The sequence below is a fragment of the Pontibacillus yanchengensis genome, from assembly GCF_009856295.1.
GTDB classification, from domain to species: domain Bacteria; phylum Bacillota; class Bacilli; order Bacillales; family BH030062; genus Pontibacillus; species Pontibacillus yanchengensis_A.
Genome location: NZ_WMEU01000004.1, coordinates 333,193 through 350,587, shown reverse-complemented (window position 1 = coordinate 350,587; position 17,395 = coordinate 333,193). Strand labels below are relative to the sequence as shown.

At 40.4% G+C, this 17,395-nt stretch carries 15 protein-coding genes; 8 read left to right on the top strand and 7 right to left on the bottom strand.

Features of this window, described 5'->3' with window-relative positions:
* Nucleotides 1–2: 2 nt before the first annotated feature.
* Nucleotides 3–1,808 carry a DNA ligase D gene (locus GLW08_RS14210; protein ID WP_160849298.1) on the top strand — a complete coding sequence of 602 codons (1,806 nt, stop codon included), beginning with the start codon at nt 3–5 and terminating at the stop codon, nt 1,806–1,808.
* A gap of 11 nt (nt 1,809–1,819) precedes the next feature.
* Here GLW08_RS14210 and GLW08_RS14205 read toward each other — a convergent pair whose 3' ends face one another.
* The gene (locus GLW08_RS14205) at nt 1,820–3,061 is read right to left on the bottom strand and encodes a Glu/Leu/Phe/Val family dehydrogenase (RefSeq protein ID WP_160849297.1); all 1,242 of its coding nucleotides are present in this window, start codon (nt 3,059–3,061) and stop codon (nt 1,820–1,822) included.
* Between the two features lie 156 nt (nt 3,062–3,217).
* On the opposite strand from GLW08_RS14205, the gene GLW08_RS14200 reads away from it, so the two are divergent.
* The 4 genes from GLW08_RS14200 (at nt 3,218) to GLW08_RS14185 (ending at nt 5,415) form a co-directional block, all read left to right on the top strand.
* Complete coding sequence (locus GLW08_RS14200; RefSeq protein ID WP_160849296.1) at nt 3,218–3,805, top strand: TetR/AcrR family transcriptional regulator; 588 nt, start codon at nt 3,218–3,220, stop codon at nt 3,803–3,805.
* A gap of 19 nt (nt 3,806–3,824) precedes the next feature.
* Entirely contained in the window at nt 3,825–4,175 is a 351-nt protein-coding gene (locus GLW08_RS14195; RefSeq protein ID WP_160849295.1) for a DMT family transporter, read from the top strand.
* Nucleotides 4,175–4,492 carry a DMT family transporter gene (locus GLW08_RS14190; RefSeq protein WP_160849294.1) on the top strand — a complete coding sequence of 106 codons (318 nt, stop codon included), beginning with the start codon at nt 4,175–4,177 and terminating at the stop codon, nt 4,490–4,492. Before GLW08_RS14195 ends, GLW08_RS14190 begins: the two co-directional genes overlap by 1 nt.
* 119 nt (nt 4,493–4,611) lie before the next feature.
* Nucleotides 4,612–5,415, top strand: coding sequence for an MBL fold metallo-hydrolase (locus GLW08_RS14185; RefSeq protein ID WP_237458452.1), 804 nt, complete (start codon nt 4,612–4,614; stop codon nt 5,413–5,415).
* A gap of 71 nt (nt 5,416–5,486) precedes the next feature.
* On the opposite strand, the gene GLW08_RS14180 is transcribed toward GLW08_RS14185, so the two are convergent.
* The 5 genes from GLW08_RS14180 to GLW08_RS14160 all read right to left on the bottom strand — a co-directional run bounded on the left by GLW08_RS14180 (nt 5,487) and on the right by GLW08_RS14160 (nt 11,047).
* Complete coding sequence (locus GLW08_RS14180) at nt 5,487–6,728, bottom strand: aminopeptidase (RefSeq protein ID WP_160849425.1); 1,242 nt, start codon at nt 6,726–6,728, stop codon at nt 5,487–5,489.
* A 188-nt stretch (nt 6,729–6,916) separates the two neighbouring features.
* Nucleotides 6,917–8,359, bottom strand: a complete 1,443-nt coding sequence (locus GLW08_RS14175) for a cryptochrome/photolyase family protein (RefSeq protein WP_160849293.1) — start codon at nt 8,357–8,359, stop codon at nt 6,917–6,919.
* 178 nt (nt 8,360–8,537) lie between these two features.
* On the bottom strand, nt 8,538–9,308 hold the full coding sequence (locus GLW08_RS14170; RefSeq protein ID WP_160849292.1) for an anti-sigma factor: 771 nt from the start codon (nt 9,306–9,308) through the stop codon (nt 8,538–8,540).
* Complete coding sequence (locus GLW08_RS14165; RefSeq protein WP_036816732.1) at nt 9,301–9,870, bottom strand: RNA polymerase sigma factor; 570 nt, start codon at nt 9,868–9,870, stop codon at nt 9,301–9,303. The genes GLW08_RS14170 and GLW08_RS14165 overlap by 8 nt, the downstream gene beginning before the upstream one ends.
* Nucleotides 9,871–10,162: 292 nt before the next feature.
* Nucleotides 10,163–11,047 carry a LysR family transcriptional regulator gene (locus GLW08_RS14160; protein WP_160849291.1) on the bottom strand — a complete coding sequence of 295 codons (885 nt, stop codon included), beginning with the start codon at nt 11,045–11,047 and terminating at the stop codon, nt 10,163–10,165.
* Between the two features lie 115 nt (nt 11,048–11,162).
* Between GLW08_RS14160 and GLW08_RS14155 the strand changes: the two genes are divergently transcribed.
* A complete protein-coding gene (locus GLW08_RS14155; RefSeq protein WP_160849290.1) occupies nt 11,163–12,155 on the top strand; it encodes a YeiH family protein in 993 nt (330 codons plus the stop codon).
* Between the two features lie 212 nt (nt 12,156–12,367).
* Nucleotides 12,368–12,478 (top strand): YjcZ family sporulation protein, encoded by a 111-nt coding sequence (locus GLW08_RS14150; protein ID WP_084102974.1) that lies wholly within the window; start codon nt 12,368–12,370, stop codon nt 12,476–12,478.
* Between the two features lie 158 nt (nt 12,479–12,636).
* Here the strand turns inward: GLW08_RS14150 and GLW08_RS14145 are convergent, their stop codons facing one another.
* Nucleotides 12,637–15,801 carry an efflux RND transporter permease subunit gene (locus GLW08_RS14145; protein WP_160849289.1) on the bottom strand — a complete coding sequence of 1,055 codons (3,165 nt, stop codon included), beginning with the start codon at nt 15,799–15,801 and terminating at the stop codon, nt 12,637–12,639.
* Nucleotides 15,802–15,913: 112 nt separating this feature from the next.
* On the opposite strand from GLW08_RS14145, the gene GLW08_RS14140 reads away from it, so the two are divergent.
* Nucleotides 15,914–16,759: a TetR/AcrR family transcriptional regulator gene (locus tag GLW08_RS14140; protein ID WP_160849288.1), complete on the top strand. Its 846-nt coding sequence runs from the start codon at nt 15,914–15,916 to the stop codon at nt 16,757–16,759.
* Nucleotides 16,760–17,395: the final 636 nt, after the last annotated feature.

Genomic DNA, 17,395 nt, shown 5'->3' with positions numbered 1-17,395 from the left:
GTATGCGGAAACCAATGTTACCAACCTTATCGGAGGACATTCCTACAGAAAAGGGATGGATATATGAAGTAAAGTACGATGGGTTTCGTGTACTAATGCACTGGACAGAGGATGGTGTGGAGCTATGGAGCCGGAATGGAAAAGCATTGCATGACCGCTTCCCTGAAATTGTAGAGGAATGCAAAGCTATCCACCCTACTATTCAATCTCATCTTCCATTGTGGGTTGATGGGGAATTAACCATTTTAAACACACCTTTGCAAGGAAATTTCCCCCTTCTTCAACAGCGGAACCGTATGCGCAACAAGAAGTCGATTGAAAAGGCAGCTAAGCAAAGACCAGCCACTATCATGTGTTTTGACTTGCTTGAACATAAAGGAGAAGACATTACATCACAGAATTATGAAACAAGAAAGCAACAACTCCATACTATTTTGAGTAGTTTATCAAGCGAACGACTCTATTATACCGCTTCTTTCAAAGATAAGGACAAACTATGGGATGATATAATGTTGCATTTAGGAGAAGGCATGGTTGCGAAAAGAGAAAGTAGCTCATACGGAGAAGGAGAACGCACACGTGATTGGCTAAAAGTGAAAAATTGGCGTGTTGTGTCTGGCATATTACATACCTACGACCCTTCAAATGAGTATTACACATTATGTGTATATCGTGGGGATAACCTTGAAATGCTAGGTTCCTTTAAGCACGGTCTCCCTAAAGAGGATGAACAAACACTTAAGCAATTCTTTAAAAAGAACGGCGCATTACACAACCATGTGTATAAGCTTGAACCCAGTGCATGCGTTGATGTCAAATGTTTGCACGCCCAAAAAGATGACCTCCGTGAACCTATGTTTGATTCCTTTCGATTCGACTTATCCCCAGAACAGTGCACAGTTATGAAAAAACAATGGGATTTATCATTGTTTCCACATGTGGATATTACAAATGAGGATAAAAAACTGTGGATAAAACCAGTTTATACAAAACAAGATTTCCTTTTATACTTACGGAACATTGCACCCTATATGCTGCCGTTTCTACAAGATAAACGATTAACCGTTATTCGATACCCCGATGGCGTCCATGAGGAATCGTTTTATCAAAAGCATTTGCCGGATTATGCACCTGAGTTTGTAGCACCTATCGAAAAAGGTGAGGAGACGTTTTTCATGTGTCAAAATGTGTCCTCTCTTATTTGGTTAGGTAATCAGGGGGCAATTGAATATCATATTCCATTTGAAAAAGAAGATCACGAAATGCCTAATGAAATTGTATTCGACCTAGACCCACCTAATAAAGAATCATTTTCATTAGCTGTTCGCGCAGCTACCTTACTCAAACATGTATGTGATAAATTAGAGATTTTTGTATTCCCCAAAACATCGGGAAACAAAGGGATGCAACTTCATATCCCTATCCCTGAACATTCCCTATCCTATGAAGAGACAAGGATATTTACTGAGAAGCTCGCATCTTTACTCGTAAAACAAGAACCTTCTTATTTTACAACGGAGCGACTAAAAAAGAATCGTGGCAATCGGTTATATATTGACTATGTCCAACATGCAGAAGGAAAAACGATTGTAGCTCCCTACTCTCCACGAGCTACGGAAACAGGAACGGTGGCTACCCCAATTTTCTGGCATGAATTAAATGAATCTCTCTCGCCACAAGCGTTCACGATGGACCATGTGTTACAGCGGGTAAAACAACTTGGTTGTCCCTTTGCAGATATAGACAGAGCTCGTAAGGAGCAACACATGGATTCGATAAAAAAGCTCATCGATTCCGAAACGGAATGATGAGCTTTCCCTTAATCTACCCAACCGCGCGCAAACATTGCGTCACCTAATCGTTTAACCGCTAGGTAATAGGCAGCGTGGCGCATGGTTTCATTATTGGCTTCTTTCATGCTAAACACTTCTTCAAATGCCTTAGCCATATCTTTTTCTAAACGGTCGTTCACTACTTCTTCTGCCCAATGATCATGAGAATCATTTTGCATCCATTCAAATGAAGAAACCATGACTCCACCTGCGTTACATAGGATATCTGGAATGACGAATACACCTTTTTCAGCAAGAATTTGGTCACCTTCGCCAGATGTTGGTCCATTGGCAGCTTCTGCAACGATGCTTGCTTTCAACTTCGGCGCTGTTTGTTCGGTAATTTGATTTTCAAGTGCTGCTGGTACAAAAATATCGCAATCCACTTCAAAAATCTCATTGGAGTTTTCATTTGAAGTGTACCCTTTTAGGGAACCGTTTTCCTTTGCATAATCGATCATTTCAGGGATGTTCAAGCCTTCTTCATCATAGACCATCGCATCAATATCTGCGACAGCTACTACGTTTAACCCTTTTTCATAGAGGGTTTGAGCAGTAACGGACCCGACATTTCCAAACCCTTGGATGGCAACTTTATTATCACCCTTATCCATACCTAGCTTATTCATCGCTTGCAATATATTCACTACCACACCATGCCCTGTTGCTTCTACACGACCTTCAGATCCACCGATCACTGGAGGCTTACCTGTGATAAAACCTGGCACATTTCGTCCTCTAAGCTTAAAAAATTCATCCATCATCCAGCCCATTACACGGCCATCTGTATTCACATCAGGCGCTGGGATGTCTTTTTGCGGGCCAATTACAGGTTCTATATTTTGAACATATTGTCTACTTAATTGTTGAAGCTCTCTCTTTGATAATTTATTAGGATCAACAATGATACCACCTTTCGCTCCTCCAAAAGGAAGTTTTAAGATGGCTGTTTTCAATGTCATCCACATGGAAAGGGCAATGACTTCTTCTTGATTCACATCAGGGTGAAAGCGAATACCACCTTTCCCCGGTCCTAACAAATCACTATGTACCGCGCGATATCCGGTGAAATTTTCGACGGTTCCGTCATCCTTCTCAAGGGGGATGGAGACCGAAAATGTATGTTTAGGATATTTGAGAATTTGATAAACAGAAGGGGATAAATGTAATTCTTCTACCACTTCTTTTATTTGATTTCTTAGTCGATCAGTCGGATTTTGATTCGTCATTAATCTACACTCCTTCGATTTACTGTCTATACCGCTTGTTCCCAAACGTCCACCCCACGAAACCAAATATTGGGTCTGAAGACTACTGCTTGACTCTGCTTTATTTCCACGATACAATTAACTACCGAACGTTAGGTAGTTAACGAGGTGATACCATTGAGTAAAGATACTATTCTACAAAGTGCTCTTTATCTATTTTCACGAAAAGGATATGAAGGCACATCTCTTTCTGAATTAGCCGATCGATCAGGCATGAGAAAAGCATCTATCTATTCTCATTTTAAAAATAAAGAGGCTGTATTCTGGGCTGTAATCGACAGAGCATTTGAAGAGGAGACCGAAAAACTATCTTCTCTTTTAACAGAGACAGCTGAGGAATCATTTCAAGAACGGTTGAACCGGATCATCGATTTACATGTCGATTTCTATAAACAGAACGATGAAAAAGCCAACCTGTGGAGAAGGATGACGCTTTTTCCACCTGAAGCGTTTCAAGATCGTTTACAGAATAAATTGATGGAGTATGAGCAACAATGTAATGCACTACTTGAGCAGGAAATGAATAGAGCAATAAAAGCAGGAGAAATAGCTGCGATTGATGCTAATACAGGTATAGCTATGGTTCTATGCATGGTTGATGGCTTGTTCATGGAGTATAGCTATTATACGGAAGAGGAATTCGATAAACGTGTACAAGCCGTGAAGCAAATGACATGGAGAGCTTTTATGCCAGTTCAACGTTAACAAGCAGGAGGGATCATAGATGGCATGGACATATGTATTGATCGCAGGATTAATCGAAATTATTTGGGTTCTCAGCATGAAACTTTCAGATGGATTTACGAATCTCATTCCAAGTGTTGTAACCGTAGTTGCGATTGTCATTAGCTTTTATTTTGTATCCAAATCAATGGAAGCTCTACCTGTTGGGACAGCCTACGCTGTATTTACAGGTATAGGAACAATCGGTGCTGTTGTCATCGAATTTGTTATGACTCCAGATATGATGAACGTATGGAAGGTTTTCTTCATACTATTACTCGTAATAGGAATTATTGGCTTGAAATTTACAGACAAAAGTGAGGAACAAAACAAAAGCGAGGTGACGAACTAATGGCATGGATACAACTTATCCTAGCAGGGTTTGCAGAGGTCACTGGAGTTACGTTGCTGAAGCTTTCGGATGGGTTTCGCAATAAATTTTACATGGTTCTCATGTTTATTGCAGGTGGAGTGAACTTCTATCTTCTCTCTAAAGCCATTGAAACGTTGCCAATCAGTACTGCTTATGGGGTATGGACAGGCATTGGTTCGCTTGGGACCGTTTTAATTGGGATGATTTTTTTCAGAGACTCGAAAGAATGGACAAGGCTTTTATTCATGTCATGTATTATTATTGGGATTGTAGGGTTGAAAATGACGACCGCTTAATAGATTACGTGTATTAAACACTCTGATTCCACTTGAATCAGAGTGTTTTTTAGTTACAACTTCCTATATTTTCAAATTATGTTAAAGTAAATAAAAGCTCTTTTATGAAGGGGAAATGTATGATGAAGATTGAGAAGTATAATGGTGTCCAATCTATATTAGGAAAGGTATCTTATCAGGACTTCACCATGTCTGTGTACCAGTATCTTGTCGATGGTATGTTGATTGATACGAGTGCCTATCGTTTATTAGATGAACTGATTCCTTTTTATGAAGAAAGCGACATTGATTTTGTCAGCTTAACCCACAATCATGAGGATCATACTGGTACTGCAGCTTGGCTACAGCAGGAAAAACAACTCCCTATCTATATTCACCCCCAGTCCATTGAAGCTTGTGCGCAAAAAGCTACCTATCCGGAATACAGACAGACATTATGGGGGGTCCGACCACCTTTTCAAGCCCGCCCTTATGGTGATTCCATTGAGTCAAGACAGTACACTTGGGATATCATCCATACTCCTGGTCATCAAGAAAACCACGTTTGCTTATTGAATAAACAAACAGGCGCACTGTTCTCCGGCGATTTATTTATCACACCGAAGACGAAGATTATAATGAAAGACGAATCCATACCTACAATCATAGCTTCTATTCGCAAAGTTCTATCCTACGATTTTCAAGAGATGTACTGTTCTCATTCTGGTTATCACTTAGACGGGAGATCTATGTTTACGAAGAAGCTACATTACCTCGAAGAACTAAGTGGGAACGTACACGAGCGATATGCAAAAGGGATGACGATGGAAGAAATCAATCAAGAACTCTTTCCAAAAGTGCCTAGTCTCACCCATTATTCGAACCATGAATGGGACTCGATACATATTATTCGTTCTATTATTGAAGATAGTGGGAAAACATGAATATTTTCTACATTAATAAAGCTCAGAGTTTCGTTGAACTCTGAGCTTGCTTATTAGGACTCTATATTCGATTAGTCGAAGTCGATAGCCCAGTTCCCGTTACGAAAAACAGGTTCCGTTGTACCATCTTCTAGAACACCATCAATGTCCATATCAGCTGATCCCATCATGAAGTCTTCGTGCACCATGCTGTCATTTACTCCATGGCTTGCTTTTTCTTCATCATTCATATCAGAGCCGCCTTTTATATTGGTAGGATATGCTCCACCTAATGCAAGGTGACAAGAAGCGTTCTCGTCATATAGTGTGTTAAAGAAAATAAGCTCTGATTGAGAGATTGGTGAGTGATGTGGCACTAGTGCTACTTCACCAAGATGACGTGCTCCTTCATCCGTATCTAATAGGAGCTTCAACGTCTCTTCCCCTTTTTCTGCTTTAAAATCTACGACTTTACCGTTCTCAAAGGTTAAGGTGAAGTTTTCGATTAAGTTACCTGCATAGTTTAATGGTTTCGTACTCGTAACGGTACCATTTACACCATCTTTGTGAGGCATCGTGAATACTTCTTCTGTTGGCATATTAGGATTGAACTTCACACCTTGTTGTGTTTTCGTATCTCCACCGTGCCATATATGGTTGTCTACAAGCTGAACAGATAAGTCTGTACCTGGTGCTTTATACACAAGCTTCTTGTATTGTTTTTGATTTAAATATTCACGCGCTTTACGTAGCGTCGCATTGTGCTCTTCCCAAGCTTGAATTGGGTCCTCTTGATCTACACGAGTGATTTGGAAAATCTTATCCCATAACTGATCGATTGCTTCGTTAACATCTAACTCTGGAAATATTTTCCTCGCCCAGTTTTCGGTTGGAACGGAAACAATAGACCATGCTACTTTATCATTCATAATGTACTGACGATATTCTTTCAACGCCTGACCGCTCGCCTTATTCGTAGCCGCGACACGCTCCGGATCAATATCTTTTAATAAATCTGGATTTGGTGCATAGATAGATAGAATAGCCGCTCCATCCTTCGCATAGCTCATCACTTCATCTACTTTCCACTGAGCTACATTCTCTAGCACTTCCATAGGTGCATGCTTCATTTTTAAATATGTTAAGTCTTCATCATTCCATCTCACATGAACATCCTTCGCACCAGCTTCATACGCCTTACGAGCTACTGTGCGAACGAAATCAGCACTCTCAACCGGAGCATTGATCATAATCGCTTGCCCCTCTTGAAGATTGACACCTGTATGTATCGCTAAATCTGCATATTTCTCTAACTGTTGTTGCGTTGGTTCCATCATTTCTCCCCCTATACACTAGTTTTCTTTTTATCTATTATTTCATAAATTGGGATGCATGACCAGCACAAGCCCCCTCCTAGCTAATGCTTTAGGAAGAGTCGGATTGGGTTCTTTTTATGCGGAGTTTCTCTATCGTTATGCACGGATTTCCTTTCGATATGCGTGCCCCTAACCCAGCAGTTCCGCTACTCCTCATTACCCTCAAACATTGCGATTGCTTTCTTGCGCATGACTTTATGATCAACGGTCGGCTCAGGATAGTCTTTTCCAATGATACAGTCATACTTCTCCTGTTCCGCCTCCGTCATTTTGGAAGGTTCATGGATGTATTTTTTTGGAACGTTTTTCAGTGCTGGTAGGTAACTTTTTATAAATTCTCCCTCAGGGTCAAAGCGCTCCGATTGACGAATAGGGTTAAAAACACGAAAGTAAGGCACAGCGTCTGTTCCTGTAGAAGCGGCCCATTGCCATCCACCAATGTTAGAAGCTGGGTTATAGTCAATCAGTTGATTCTGAAAATAACGCTCTCCTTTACGCCAATCCATCAAATAATCCTTTGTTAAAAAGGAGGCAACAACCATACGGAGGCGATTATGCATCCAGCCAATCTCATTGATTTGTTTCATAGCTGCATCTACGATTGGAAAACCTGTCTCCCCATTTTTCCATTTCTCAAAGAGCTCTTGGTCTTGATTCCAATCGATTTGTTTGTATTTTGAGCTAATTTCTTCATCCTTGCAGTTTGGATGGACGTAGTAGATCATATTGTAAAAGTCCCTCCATGCAATTTCCGAAACAAACGTCTCCAACCCTTTTGCTTCACCGTACTCTTGTTGTACTTCCATTGCTTGATGATAAACCGTCCGAGGTGAGAGAACGCCGCATTTTAAATACGGTGAAATCATACTCGTGGCCCGTTTTGCCGGAAAATCACGTTCCTCTTCATATGCCTTCACTTTGTTATGCAAGAAATAGACCAGGCGTTGAATAGCTGATTTCTCCCCAATATGGTTCCATTCCCTCGAACACTTTTGGAGCAGGTTTTGAAATGCCTCACTACCGCCCTCAAAATGTTTACTGAAATCAGCACCGTATTGCTGCAACTTTTGTTTATCCACATTGAAGACGGCCGGCTTATTTAATGAACTCCACTTTCGATAATAAGGCGTGAACACAGAATAGAAGCCTCCATCTGGTTTCTCCACTTCCTCTGCACCATGGATATGAGCGTCTATATACCGATGTACCTGTACTCCTTCTGTCTCAAGCCAATGATTCATATGTTCATCCCGCTTACGGCCAAAACCTACTTCGTCCAAATTGAAATGCACAGACTTAACCGTAGGTACCTTCTCAAGGAGATCCCGAAATGCATCTTCTGTCTCTCCTTCGATAAAGTGGAAGGGGATATTATATTCCTGAGCCTGCTGGGCTACATCTTCCACCGTACGAAAAAAATAATCATGACGTACCGTAAACGACTCGTTTAGCGCAGGATGTATATGAAAAACCGCGATTATGGAACGGTTGTATTGCTCTGCATCTTTTAAAGCATAATAAAGCGCCTTATGATCCTGTAATCGTAAGTCTTGCCGAAACCATACGACTACCACATCTGATTCGGCCATTGTATCGTCTCCTCTCTTGCTATCTAACATACCATTATCCTAAATACCTTCAAACTAACGAATGTGTTACGATGCCAGATCCCCACCTCTGTACAGCCGTTAACGGGCTACCACGGCGGGGTGTGATGCCGTAAAAAAAGACAACCTGAAGAGGTTTCTCCAGGTTGTCTATCAATCACTATAATTTTGAACTTAAAATTACCTCGCCTTGTGGAGTTTCACTTGTGGCATCTGGTTCTTTGGATATTGCGATTTGATCCCATTTCCCTTTATTTTGTAGCTTATCTAATGAGTAGGTTACTGCGCCATCTCCGTTTTGATTTGGAACAAAGCTACCTGCCCGATACGGTTTTCCTTCTTTGATTAGCCACACTTGATAGACTTGCTCTCCTTGGAGATTTGCAAGTTTATTCGCATTCACCACAAGCGTATTCGTATCTTTTTGTTCCACAATGGAGGCAGTTGCACTTCCAGTTCCCTCTAATTGTACACTCTGTAATACTTGGTCAATACCATCTGTCGTTATCGTGTCTGGCGGCTCTTCCTCTTGTAATATGGTGTAGAGATTTCCAGCCAACGATAAGAACAGGGCTGCTGCTAATGCGGGAGCTAACCAACGCTTGCGTTTTGGACTCTCGCTTTGAGTGTAGGGTGATGCATATGCTGCCTCTTTCTTTTCTTTTGCGTCTTCAAACGAAACAGGTGCTTCCCTTTCCGTTTCGTTCGGCTGTTCTTCTGCAAATACACCAGCTAGTACACGATCCTTCATTCCTTCTGGTGGCTTTACAGGTTCTGCTGCATATGGGAGGTCTTCTGTAAGCTCGTTAAGCTCCATCCATTCCTCTTGGCAATTCTCACAAGACATGAGATGGTTTTCAAATTCTCGTTCCTCTTCTTCAGACAATAAACCATTAAAATAATCAATCAGTTGATCGCACTGTTCATGCATCTCCTACACCCCCTTTCTCTTTGATGTTGGATAACTCTTTTCTAAGGTGTTTCAACGCTAAACGTATCCTGCCTTTCACGGTACCTAGAGACAGATTGCATGATGATGCTATTTCCCTTTGGGTTAACCCTTTGAAGTAAAATAATTGTATGATTTTGTTCTGTTCTTCCGATAATTGCTTGACTGCTTCTCGCACGATTTCTCCTTGCTCTTTCCACTCTGCTAAATCTTCGGCAGATGGTTCTTCCTGGTGCAAGGTATCCCTCTCTTCTTCAAGGGAATAATTTTGGTTTTCTTTCTTACGTACGATATCAATACTTGTAAATCTGGTCACCGATAAAATCCACGAGGAAAACTTACCCTTTGACGAGTCGTATGTCGCCTTTTGGGTCCAAACTTTAATAAATACTTCCTGCATGACTTCTTCAGCCATTTCCTTTTGCCCACACGATTTATAGGCAAACGAATATAGGAGTTTTTCATATTTATCATAAAGCTCTTCTAAGGCTCCCTTATCCCCCTCGAGGACCTGATTATATAAATCTAGATCCCGATCGCTCATACCATTCTCCTTTGCTTCTTAGTTAATTAGGGCTAGCATAGCATATTTTATAAGAAAAGAAAGTAAGTTTCTGGTGCTTACGCTGTTTAGCTCCAGCAAAGAGGATCTATTCAGTAATCGAATAACTCCCTAAAAAAGATCAATCTTACCCCTTTGTTTTTGACAATATTTAGATATGCTGTTATGTAACCACTTATATTTCACCTACTTACACCTATTCACTTTAAGTATATCGATGAATCGTAACTTCGAAAAGAAATGTACTATTCGCAACTAGTTATACCGTATATCCTTACTCCTTCACCATTTCATGCAATAGCTCTTTAAATACGAGTGTGTTTTTCGTTTGCATTGGTTTTTTTCGTAACAGAGTGGAAAAGGAACGCTTCACATATCCTTCTGGCACATCCACAATAAACAACGTATTCATGGAGAGTTCTTTCCGTAACGCCCATAACGATACGAGAGATACACCTAATCCTGCTTCAACGGATTCTTTTATGACTTGAGTACTCCCAAACTCCATCCGATGGGCTGGATCTATTCCTATTGTGGTAAACATCCTCTCTGTTGCTTCTCGTGTACCAGAACCTAATTCCCGCGTTATCCAAATTTCATTTTCTAAATCACTCACGGTAACAGGGAGTTTCTCTGTATAAGAATGGTTAGATGATGCGACAATTCGCATATAATCCTCTGCAAAATGCTCCACTTGTAGCAATTCGCGATTAATATCTCCCTCTACAATTCCTATATCTAGCTCCATCTTTTCCACCTTTTCTGCTATCTCTTTCGTATTGCTAATGGTTATAGTTGGCTGAATATGAGGAAACCGTTCTCTCAGTGGTGCCATTATGCGAGGTAATACATACTCCCCAAATGTATAGCTTGCTCCTATAGCTAACGTCCCTGTCGGCTCATGAAACAATTCATGAATGAGATGGTGCATCGTTTCATGATGACCGATCATCTCTTTCGCATGCTCATAGACAATCCTCCCAGCTGTGGTTAAACGAACTTTTTTATGGCTGCGATCAATTAGCTGAGTGCCAATCTCTGATTCTAATGCCTTTATATACTGACTCACAGCAGGTTGGGTCATAAACAGCGCCTCAGCAGCTCTTGAGAAATGTTGTCGTTCTACCACTTCAACAAACACACGATATGATTGATTCATAGTATCCCCCCACTTTAATCATAAGTGATTACTTATCTATAATATTATCATGATTTATTTAACTTATACTTCCGTTTCGCTTAAGATATAAAAGGTATGAACGGAGGAAATCAACATGATCAGACTAAATACAAAGCTTCAGGCAGGTGGAATCCTGCTCACATTCCTTTTCGCAAGTGCTGGATTGTTACTTGCACAGCTTCCCGGATTTCAACACATAGGGCCATTAGCATCCTCTATATTATTAGCGGTAGCGTATAGACATTTCTTGGGCTACCCTACTAAACTAAAACACGGTATTGATTTTTCTACTAAAATATTATTAAGACTTGCTATTATACTATTTGGATTAAAACTGAACTTAGACGTTGTTTTCCAGGAAGGATTAGGTCTATTAGCCAGAGGAGCAATTACCATCATCTTTTCCATTCTTATCACCTTGCTTCTGGCTAAATGGCTAAAGGCTAACTGGACTATATCATTCCTTCTTGCAGTAGGAACAGGCGTGTGCGGTGCAGCAGCCATAGCTGCTATTTCTCCCATTATAAAGTCAAAAGACGAAGATACAGCTTTAAGCGTAGGCATCATCGCATTAGTAGGCACACTGTTCGGAATTGGCTATACACTCGTTGGTCCATACTTGCCAATCACTGCTGAACAATACGGAATGTGGACGGGACTTAGTTTACATGAGATTGCCCATGTTGCTTTAGCTGCAGCACCGGCTGGTGAGGATGCACTTGCCTTAGCCTTTTTAGCTAAACTGGGAAGGGTCTTATTGTTAATTCCGTTATCCTTTCTCCTTGTGCTTTGGATGCGACGAAAAAAGAATGAGGATACAAAAACAACAATTGCCTTTCCTTGGTTTTTACTTGGTTTTATGGCGATGAGCTTCATTGGAAGTTATATGATTGGTGAACAGGTCCCAGTCCCTTCAGGAGCTCTTGAGACGATTTCATTTATTACGACCATGCTTTTATCCATGGCGATGAGCGGATTAGGATTAAACGTTGATATACGAAAAGTAAGAACCGTAACTTTAAAACCATTATTGGCTATGCTCCTAACTTCCATCCTCCTATCACTTCTTACATTTTTTCTATTATAGAAAGCGCAAGCGTCCGATGTTGACTTATCGCTAGGAGGGGCAGGAAGTTTGCTAGTCGCCGGACGCTGGGGGCTGGACATGTAAGATACTTCCTTTACATTACAGTACACGAAGTCTACTGTCATAAAATATAGACATTCGCCCTTCCCTTTTTGCATTTTCAACATATAGTAACCTTGAAGGCAAAAACAAATGAAAAAGAGGTGGATACGATGTCAGGAGGATACGGATACGGCGGAGGTTTCGCTCTTGTAGTTGTTCTTTTCATTCTGCTTATCATCATTGGAGCAGGTGCATTTAGCGGCGGTTATGGTGGTTACTAATACAAAGTAGTAAAAGAAAAGATAGAAAAGCTAGCGCCTTGCTGCCCCCAGCAGGGGATAGGCACTGAAGCTAGACATGTAAGCAACAAAATTTATTCTTTCTTTTCTTAAAAAAAGCGCATCGCCAATTTTGGCAGATGCGCTTTTTGTATAGTTTGTTATGCTTTTTTCTTGCGACGGAATTTCCCTAATGTTTCATAAACAAGTGGCACGATTAAGAGGGTTAATAATGTGGAACTTGTTAACCCTCCAATCACGGTAATGCCTAGTCCTTTACTAATAATCGATCCACCTTCAAAACCTAATGCTAGCGGAAGCAACGCTCCGATGGTTGCTAGTGCTGTCATTAAGATTGGACGTAACCTTGTTGCACCAGCATCAAGCAACGCATCACGAGTGGATAGTCCTTCATTTTCTTTGTGAATAACACGGTCAATTAATACGATACCATTGGTTACCACGATACCGATTAACATAAGTGCACCAATCATGGCAGATATGCTCAATGTTTCTCCACCAATGAGTAAGCCAAGTACTGCTCCGATAATTGTAAATGGCAAGGAGAACAGAATAGCAAATGGTGCTAGTGCTCCACCAAAGAATATGACTAGCACAAGATACACAATAGCGATGGCTGCAAGCATGGCTAGACCAAGCTGGCTAAAGGATTCGTTGATATCTTGGGTTACTCCACCAAGCGTAATATCTACATTTGATGGATGATCAATCGTATCTAATTCTTTTTTAACTGTTGATGATATTGCGCCAACATCATCTGTTGTTGCTTTTGCACTTACACTTGCATATACTTGACCATTTCGACGGCTAATCGTGTCCTCTGTCGTTCCTTCTTCAACAGATACCACTTCACTCACTGGGATAGACTGACCTGTTGGTGTCGTGATTTCACGATCTGTAAGATCTTCAATACTATCATAATCTTCTTGTTTCACTTCTAAATAAACCTGAAGCTCTTCCCCGTCTTGTTTGATAGTAGTAATCTTTGGACGTTGACCGTTTTGATTTAATTCCATTCCAACTTGACCCGCTGTTAGCCCATACTGACTTAGCTTTTCTTGATTGGCTACAAGGGTGTACTCCTCATAGGATTCAGACAAGCTAGAATCTACGTTCGTTAGGTCTTCTTGTTCTTTTAACATGGCTTGAACATCTTTCACTACTGGTTCAATTTCATCTGTGTTTTCCCCAAAGACTTGGACTTGAATATCGCTACCAGATCCTGTAGCAGAGAAGTCCTGATTGGACCATTCCCCTTCTTCTGTCATGGCTTTTAAGTCTTTCATCACTTGCTGCTTTTCTTCTGAGAAGTTTTCTGTTTCACTATCATATTCCACAAAGAATGCTGCCTGGTTACTTGCGCCAGGACTCATCGGATTCTCTCCACCGACAGAATACTGGATTGTCTGAACGTTTTCACGACCATCAAAATATTCCTTAGCATCTTTGGCAATGTTCTCAACGTCTTCTAGTGTTTGACCTGGAGCAGGACTATACGTTGGCATAACCATTTTTTCCCCTTCACTAGGAAGGAAGCTTACGCCTACTAATGGAACCATAGCAATACTTCCTGCCAATACACCTACAGCTACAATGGAGGTAATGATTTTATGATTTAAAACGCTATTTAAGAAAGAGCGATACGCGTTAGCAAGACGTCCTGGTCCTTCTTTATGTGCTTTTGATGCTTTCTCTTTATCTAATAAAGAATGGGACATCATCGGCACAATTGTTACAGCTACGAGTAACGATGCAAGTAGTGAGAATACCACCGTTAACGCAAATGGTAGGAAAATTTGACCTACAACCCCTTGCACTAACCCTAATGGTAAGAACACGGCAATGGTTACTATCGTTGAAGACAGGATTGGCATAAACATTTCTTTGGTAGCGGCCAATACCAAGTCTTTGCCCTCTAACGTTTCTTCGGTTAGAGACATGCGCCGGTATATATTTTCGACCACGACAATGGAGTCATCGACCACCCGTCCTATTGCTACTGTCATCGCTCCAAGGGTCATAATATTTAACGTAATGCCCATCTGATTCAAGATAAGTACGGCGATGAGTAAGGATAACGGAATAGAAACGACCGAAATTAACGTCGTACGGAAGTTACGTAAGAATAGTAGAATAACAATAATCGCAAACAGTCCACCGAACAATGCTTTGTTTAACATCGTACTAACAGATTCCTCGATCGGTTTTCCTTGGTCAAATGTGGTGATCATTTCTATTCCAGATAAGTTTTCCTCGAAATCGGATGCTGTCTCTTTTACAGCATTTACAACATCAACTGTATTTGCTTCTTGAGACTTCACAATTTGAAGCGTGATGGAATCTTCTCCATTTGTGCGAGAAATGGACTCTGTCTTTCCAACCACCTCTAGGTTGGCAATTTCTTGGAGCTGGACAGTTGGAATACCTTGCTGCTGTGCAGCCTGATTCTGGCTAGCACGTTGCCCACTAGGCTGACTTGGATCTGTAGTTTGTGCTGCTCCTTGCTGAGGTGGTTGAGATTGCTGCGCGGAAGGGGGTTGCGCACCTTGCCCGCCTTGTGATGGTACAGCTGGAATCTCTAATTGTCTCAAGTCTTCCAGTGTTGTTACTTCCCCGTCTACAACAACGGACTTTTGTGTCTCATCAAATGTGTACAACCCTAAAGGCACAGACACATTGGATCCTTTGATGAGGTTCATGACTGTATCCTGAGACATCCCACGTTCTTGTAATGCTTCTTGATCAAAATTCATTTGTACTTCTTTTACTTGTTGCCCAGCTACTTGAACAGAAGCAACACCTTCTACCCCTTCTAGCTCTGGCACAATGTTTTCTTCCACTGTGGTGGTAAGCTCCTCAAGGGAGGCTTCTTCATTAATGACACTCATACTGATAACTGGGAAGGCATTGAAATTAACCCTTGATACATCTGGACTTTGAGTAGCATCTGGCAAACTAACAGAGTCTACAGCCTCTTGTAGTTCATCCTCTGCCTCATCCAGATCCTTATTATAGCTATACTCTAATTGTAAGTTCGATGCATTTTGAAAAGATGTAGAACTCACTGTCTTTAAACCACTCAAGTTTTGAACTTGCTTCTCTAATGGTTCAGACACCTCTTCTGCTACCTCTGCTGGTGTCGCACCTGGATACACGGTAGTCACCGTAATTACCGGAGGATCGATATCAGGTATCGTTTCCAGCTTCATATTTAAACCAGAATATAAACCTGCAGCAGTGATAATAATCGTCATCAACCAAACCGCAAATTTATTATTCATTGAAAAATTAATAATACTCTTCACCTATGACTCTCCCTTCGAAATTGACTAACCGGTCATTACGATATACAATATATATGACCAGTCAGTCACAGTCAAGAGAAAAGGTTCTATTTTTTAGAAAGGTCGATCATTCATGGACCAAAAGAAGATCACAATTATAGAAAATGCTATAAAACTATTTGCTAAAAAAGGCTTCATCTCTACATCTGTTCAAGAAATTGCTAATGAGTGTGGAATTTCCAAAGGAGCATTCTATCTCCACTTTAAATCTAAGGACCTTCTTCTCTATGAGTTATTTGAATATTATTGGCAACGAATGCAACAAAGGGTTAATGAAATAACCTCTGAGCCCATGCAACCTCGCGAAAAGTTTGTGCACCAGCTCAAGGTAACCATTGAAGAAGTTGCCACCCATCGTGAATTCATCATTATGCAAGTCCGTGAACAAGCTATACCATTTAACGATACGATTGAGACATTTATTAAACGTATGCGGTATCACTCGTATTTATTTTATAAAAACCATCTTCTTGCCATTTATGGAGAAGCAAAACGATCCTATGTATGGGAAGCTAGCTCCATTGTCCAAGGACTACTCAAAAACTACATCGATTTAATCATCCTGGATAACATAGCAGTGGATTATCATAAACTCGCCTTAGCCATCATGAGGCGTGTTGATTACATCATGGAAGGATTTGAAAAGCACGGTGACCAACCAGTCATATCAGAGTCCATTATGAGACAAATCATTCCCGAAAACGTTAAATATGAACAATTAGAAGATATAGTGGATATTTTAAAAAAGATACAAGAACAAGAATCCGATCAGGAAATACTGGATACAGTAGAAGTTTTATTAGAGGAATTCCGAAAAGAAGATTATCGCCAAGCTGTTATTAAAGGTATGGCTTCTATCTTAGAAAAGCATGAGGAATATATGGGTGTGGCTTCGCAATTGAGGTCTTATTGTATATAAGAATTAGGTGACCCTAGTAGTAGCATTTCATTTTTATATTGAATGGCTTTATGTTTTTTTGCACACTAATTTTTGGTCAACTGTATCAGCCATACTTTCAACTTAGTAAATGCGCCTTGTATAATACTATTATGGCTTGATCCTCAAAATAAATTAAGTGATCCAAATTATTATCTCAGTAATAGATATTAATAAAAATACGGGAAATATACATCCCACACTAACGCACCCCTCGAGCAAGTTATCAATAAATGAACGAAATTTCCCTTTATGATCTTCCCTATTATGTAGTTTAGGCATATTTTTCACCTGCCTTTTTTCTATTGATTTAATACAGTATCTTTTTTTATTCTGTGTGTCATTAAGATCAGTAAAGCTTACAGCACTTTTTGATTCATAACAATTAAAGGACGCACCTATGTTTTCACCCTTAGGTTGAAGCCTTGATTTCGAGATAATCAAGCCATAGTACTGTTTCTTTATTTCTTTCTATAGTAGAAGTATGTAATTACAAAATAGAGAGTCATCATAATAGATATAAAAACGATAGCTTGAACAGTTTCTTCAGTAGTATATTTGTTTCTGTACACTAAAAAATAAAATGGCCATGATATATAAGATATACTACCTAATAAA